At 70.7% G+C, this 5,224-nt stretch carries 6 protein-coding genes; 4 read left to right on the forward strand and 2 right to left on the reverse strand.

The window, feature by feature from the left end:
* A partial coding sequence (locus AB0J09_RS55565; RefSeq protein ID WP_360710490.1) for an ROK family protein occupies positions 1-942 on the reverse strand: 942 nt, incomplete at its 3' end.
* 211 nt (positions 943-1,153) lie between these two features.
* Here AB0J09_RS55565 and AB0J09_RS55570 point away from each other — a divergent pair.
* Together AB0J09_RS55570 and AB0J09_RS55575 are read left to right on the forward strand one after the other, a co-directional pair.
* Positions 1,154-1,735, forward strand: coding sequence for a beta-galactosidase (locus AB0J09_RS55570; RefSeq protein ID WP_360710492.1), 582 nt, complete (start codon positions 1,154-1,156; stop codon positions 1,733-1,735).
* Positions 1,736-1,771: 36 nt separating this feature from the next.
* Positions 1,772-2,182 (forward strand): hypothetical protein, encoded by a 411-nt coding sequence (locus tag AB0J09_RS55575; protein ID WP_360710494.1) that lies wholly within the window; start codon positions 1,772-1,774, stop codon positions 2,180-2,182.
* Here AB0J09_RS55575 and AB0J09_RS55580 read toward each other — a convergent pair.
* On the reverse strand, positions 2,179-2,511 hold the full coding sequence (locus AB0J09_RS55580; RefSeq protein ID WP_360710495.1) for a putative quinol monooxygenase: 333 nt from the start codon (positions 2,509-2,511) through the stop codon (positions 2,179-2,181). The two genes, AB0J09_RS55575 and AB0J09_RS55580, sit on opposite strands and share 4 nt — an antisense overlap.
* 105 nt (positions 2,512-2,616) lie before the next feature.
* On the opposite strand from AB0J09_RS55580, the gene AB0J09_RS55585 reads away from it, so the two are divergent.
* Positions 2,617-4,233 (forward strand): ABC transporter substrate-binding protein, encoded by a 1,617-nt coding sequence (locus AB0J09_RS55585; RefSeq protein ID WP_360710497.1) that lies wholly within the window; start codon positions 2,617-2,619, stop codon positions 4,231-4,233.
* Positions 4,230-5,177 (forward strand): ABC transporter permease, encoded by a 948-nt coding sequence (locus tag AB0J09_RS55590; RefSeq protein ID WP_360710499.1) that lies wholly within the window; start codon positions 4,230-4,232, stop codon positions 5,175-5,177. The genes AB0J09_RS55585 and AB0J09_RS55590 overlap by 4 nt, the downstream gene beginning before the upstream one ends.
* The last annotated feature ends 47 nt before the right edge of the window (positions 5,178-5,224 follow it).

Raw genomic sequence — 5,224 nt, forward strand, 5'->3', positions numbered from 1 at the left:
GCCGCCGATCGTGGCGCCGACGCCCTCCAGGAGGGTCAGGGCCGTTTCGTCGCCCGCCCCGGTCGCCTTCGCCAGCTCGGGCACGTCGCCGGCGCGTCCGCCCGCCGCGCGGTACGCGTCCAGGACGGCTCTTATCGAGGCCACGGTCTCCAGGCAGCCAGTGCCGCCGCAGTCGCAGGGCGCTCCGTCCGGGTCCACCGTGATGTGGCCGAACTCGCCGGACAGGCCGTACGCCCCGCGGTGCAGCGACCCGCCGACCACCAGCCCGCCGCCGACGCCGTGGGACAGACGCAGGTACAGCACGTCCAGACCGCCGGCGGCGGCGCCCCAGATCGCCTCGCCCAGGGCGGCCAGCCGGGTGTTGTTGTCCATCAGCACCGGCACGCCGAACCGGCTGCTGAGCAGCACCTGCACGGGGTGGGCGGGTTCGTCGGGGCTGAGTCCGGCCGGGTCGTCCTCGGGCTCTGGCCAGCCGACCGGGCCGACCACGCCGACGCCGATCGCGCTGAGCGCGCCCAGTCGCAGGCCGCCGTCGGTGAGTGAGCCGACGAGCCGCTCGGCCAGGTCCACCCGTTCCTCCCACGACAGGTCGGCGGGGTGCGGCGCGCTGGCCGACCCGACGACCTCGTGTGCCAGGTTGACGGCGGCGACGTGCACCGCGCGGCGGGCGAAGTCGATGCCGATCGCCTGCCCGGCGTCCGGGTTGAGGGTCAGCGTCTCGGCCGGCCGCCCGCGGCCGCGCGGGGCGTCCTGCTGGGTGGCGGTGACGACCGCGCCGGTGGAGACCAGCCCGGCGAGGATGTCGTACAGGGTGGTCCGGGACAGCTGGCACAGCTTGCCCAGCTCGCCCCGGCTGAGCGGGCCGTGCTTGCGCAGCAGCTCGAGCACGAGCTCTTCGTGCCCGCGCCTCAGCTGCGCCAAGGGGCCACGGGGGTGTGACATAACGCGAAGTGTGCCGACACAGGATGTTTTTCGTCAACAACCCGGAAAAAACATAATTGGGGCTGTAGCTGCGAAAACCCTCGAATGGAGGGATTCGCAGAGTTTCGTAACGTTCCTGTAACGGGGATGTGCGGGTAGCGCCTCCGTTGACTTTTGTTTGGATGATCGCCAAATTAAACGGGTACCTGAGCCCATCCCTGGAGGGCGTGCCATGAGGCGCTCACTCGCGGTGTCCCTGGTCCTTCTCTGCGCCCTGCTGGGAGTGCCCCCGCACGCCCAGGCCGCCGCGCACGAGGTCACGTACGACAGGTACTCGCTGATAGTGGACGGCGAGCGGCTCGTCCTGCAGTCGGCCGAGTTCCACTACTTCCGCCTGCCCAGTTCCGAACTCTGGCGGGACGTGCTGGAGAAGCTCAGGTCGGCCGGGTTCAACGCCATCTCGGTCTACTTCTCCTGGGCCTACCACTCGCCGAGTCCCGGCGTGTACGACTTCACCGGCGTGCGCGACGTGGACCGCCTCCTGCGCACCGCCCAGCAGGCCGGCCTGTACGTGATCGCCCGCCCCGGGCCGTACATCAACGCCGAGACCACCGGCGGCGGCCTGCCCGCCTGGGTGAAGACCGTGCCGGGGCGGGCACGCAGCAGCGAGGCCGGATACCAGGCCGCCTACCGCGAGTGGCTGCACCGGATCAACCCGATCATCGCCAGGCACCAGGTCACCGCCGGCGGTCCGGTGATCCTCTACAACGCCGAGAACGAGTACCAGGTCAACACGGACGCCGCGTACATGTAGGACATCCAGGACCAGGCCCGGGCGGACGGCATCGACGTGCCGATCACCGCCAACGACTGCTGCGACGCCGGGAGCTGGAGCTCGACGTGGGCGACCGAGCCGGGAGCGGTGCAGATCCCCGGGGTCGACGACTACCCGCAGTCCTTCGAGTGCGCCGACCCCGGCGTCTGGGGTCCCTGGGGCGAAGGGCTGACCGAGAGGCTGCGGGACGACATCCCCGTGTTCGCCGCCGAGTACCAGGCGGGCGCGATCGACCTCGGCAGCGCGGGGTACGACAGGTGCCGCGAGCTCACCGGACCCGCGTACTTCGGTCGGGGTCCCTTGGGAGGGGCCACGCGGTCGGCGAGGCACCCGCCGTTCCCGACGTACTTCGGCAGGGCCGCGCGGTCGGGAGAGGGTGGCCCGCCCCCTTCCGCGGGCGTGGGTCCAGGGCACCGGGTCGGCTAGTCGCGGTCGGGCACGGCCAGCTCGCCCAGCAGGGACCAGTCGTCCTGCGGGACGGCGGTGTTGATGATGCGGGGCGTCTCGACGAGGTGCGGCGGGAGCGTCTGCTGGGCCTGCTTGAAGTGGGCCGACTGAACGTGCGCCGCCCCGGCCGCTTTGTCGCGGAACGCCTCCACCAGGACGTACTCGGCCGGATCCTCGACGCTGCGCGACCAGTCGAACCACAGGCAGCCCGGCTCGGCCCTGGTCGCCTCGGTGAACTCGCGGGCGATCTCCGGCCAGCCGTCGGCGTGCTCGGGCAGGATGCGGAACTTGGCGGTAATGAAGATCATCGGGCTGACTCCTTCGGGTCCATCTAGGTCGAGCCTATCGAGGGCCGTTGACAGGCATTCATGCATTACCTACCGTTTGGCTAGGTAATGCGTCGGCCCCAAGGAATGCGTGTGAAGCGATTCAAGGGCATCGCCCCCCTCGTCCTCGTTGTCTCCCTGACCGCCTGCGGATCTCAGCAACCGGCCCAGCAGGCCCAGAACACCGCTCTGACCTGGGCCATCGAGACCCAGCCGATCACCTTGAACCCTCAGCAGTGGGGGCAGAACAAGGTCAGGTTGCTCGTGTTCAACCAGTTCGACGCGCTGCTCTCGCGCGCGAAGGACGGCACGTTCCGGCCGTGGCTGGCCAAGTCGTGGAAGGTGTCGGATGACGGGCTGACATACACCCTGGAGTTACGCGACGACGTGACGTTCCATGACGGCACGAAGTTCGACGCGGCGGCGGTCAAGACGAACCTGGAGCAGTTCTTCGTGCCCGGCTACAACCCCACCGTCGCCGCCATCCAGCTCAGGTCCTTCGCCAAGGCGGAGGTGAAGTCGCCGACCACCCTCGAGGTCACGCTGAAGGAGCCGGACGCGCTCTTCCTCGATTTCCTCGCCTCGCCGTACGCGGGGCAGATCTCGCCGAAGTCGCTGAAGGCGGCCAAGGACGTCAAGTTCGGCGGCCCTGACCTGGTGGGCACCGGGCCGTTCATCCTCGAGTTGTACGTGCAGGGCCAGGAGATCCGCTACCGGCGCAACCCCGGCTACAAGTGGCCGCCCGCCGGGGCGGGGCACGAGGGACCCGCCTACCTCTCGCGGATCACCTACCGGTTCCTGCCTGAGGCGGCCGTACGCGTCGGCGCGCTCACCTCGGGGCAGGTGCAGGTCATCGAGGGCGTCCCGGCCACCGACGCCGCCATGATCAAGCAGGATCCCGGGCTGACCTACCAGAGCTCGCTCAACTCGGGCACCTCCTTCTCCTACTACTTCAACACCGCCCACGCGCCCTTCGACGACCAGCGCGTACGGGAGGCGTTCCGCGAGGCCGTGGACGTGGACGCGGTGCTGAAGGCCGTCTACCAGGGGACCGCCACCAGGGCGTGGAGCGTCGTCACCAAGGGCGGCCCGTTCTACGACGCCTCGCTGGAGGGCTCCTTCGGCGGGAACCCGGCCAAGGCCAACGCCCTGCTCGACGCGGCGGGCTGGAAACAGCGCGACGCCCAGGGCTACCGCGTCAAGGACGGCAAGCGGCTCACCGTACGCTCCGTCGCCTCCGCCGCGTTCATCCGCGACCGCCGCGACATCCTCGCCCAGGCCATCCAGGCGCAGGTCAAGCAGAGCGCCGGGATCGACTTCCAGGTCAAGATCGTGGATCAGGGAACGGCGCAGAAGGCGCTCAACGACGGCGAGTACGAGATCTTCGAGAACTCCCGCGGCGACGCCGACGCGGGCGCCGCGCTCAACCTGCTGCTCCCGGGCAAGGGCGCGATCAACCGCACCGGCTTCTCCGACCCGAACGTGGAGAAGTGGCTCGCCGCCGCCCAGGCGACCTCCGACCTGGGCGAGCGCAAGGAGCTGTACGTCAAGGCACAGCAGGTCGTGGTGAAGGACAAGGCGATCGTGTTCCCGATCTACGTGCCCGCCGACCAGATCGCGGCGCAGAAGACCGTGCAGGGGCTGGGCTTCGAGGAGGCCTCGGGCACGCCGCGCGGCGCGTACGACGTCCGGATCGCCACATGACCGCAAGACCGCTGTCCAACTGGAGCCGTGCCCTGGCCCGGCGCCTGCTCACCGGTCTAGCGGTGCTGTGGGCGGCGGCCAGCGCCTCGTACGTCGCGCTGATGCTCGCGCCGGGTGAGACCATCGACGTCCTGATCGGCGACGGCGCCGACACGCCGGAGATCCGGGCGAAGATCATCGCCGAATGGGGGCTCGACCGGCCCGAGGTCGTCCAGTACCTGACCTACCTGTGGCGGCTGCTGCACGGCGACCTCGGCCGCTCGTACCAGCTCCAGCTCGGCGTCGGCGATGTCCTGTCCGGCCAGGTGGGGCCGACCGTGCAGCTCACGCTGGCCGCCGCCGGGGTCGGGGTGGCGCTCGCCGGGGTGATCGCCGTCGTGACCGCGGGGCGGGGCCGGTGGCTGCGCGGCGCGGCCTCGGCGGCCGAGCTCGTGTCGGTGTCGGTGCCGCCGTTCCTCATCGGTCTGGTGCTGCTGTCGGTGTTCTCGTTCACGCTCGGCTGGTTCCCGGTGTCGGGCGCGTCCGGGCCGCAGGCGCTGGTGCTGCCCGCGTGCGCGCTGGGCCTGCCGATCGCGGGCGTGCTCGGGCAGGTGCTGCGCGGCGGCCTGGAGCGGGCGCTCGAGCAGCCGTTCGCGGTCACGGCCAGGGCGCGCGGGCTGAGCGAGGCGCGGCTGGTGGCCAGGCACGCGCTCAGGCACGCGCTGATCCCCGCAGTCACACTGGCCGGCTGGTTCACCGGCACGCTGCTCGGCGGGGCGGTCATCACCGAGGTGCTCTTCGGCCGGCCCGGGCTCGGCCAGGTGGCCATGCGGGCCGTGACGGGCCGGGACATGCCGGTGGTGATGGCCGTCGTCCTGCTGTCAGCCGTCGTGTACGTGACCATCAGCACGCTCCTCGATCTGGCCTACCGCGCCATCGACCCCCGGATCGGAGGCCGCCCGTGACCGCACTCGACGCCCGTGCTCCCCGAGCGGTGCCCGGCGTGGTGGCG

The organism is Nonomuraea sp. NPDC049784, assembly GCF_040659615.1.
Lineage (GTDB): Bacteria > Actinomycetota > Actinomycetes > Streptosporangiales > Streptosporangiaceae > Nonomuraea.

Bases quoted from the DNA above. Each gene is read 5' to 3' on its own strand.
- AB0J09_RS55570 (WP_360710492.1), top strand. From the start codon at position 1,154: ATGAGGCGCTCACTCGCGGTGTCCCTGGTCCTTCTCTGCGCCCTGCTG.
- AB0J09_RS55580 (WP_360710495.1), bottom strand. From the start codon at position 2,511: ATGATCTTCATTACCGCCAAGTTCCGCATCCTGCCCGAGCACGCCGAC.
- AB0J09_RS55585 (WP_360710497.1), top strand. From the start codon at position 2,617: ATGCGTGTGAAGCGATTCAAGGGCATCGCCCCCCTCGTCCTCGTTGTC.
- AB0J09_RS55590 (WP_360710499.1), top strand. From the start codon at position 4,230: ATGACCGCAAGACCGCTGTCCAACTGGAGCCGTGCCCTGGCCCGGCGC.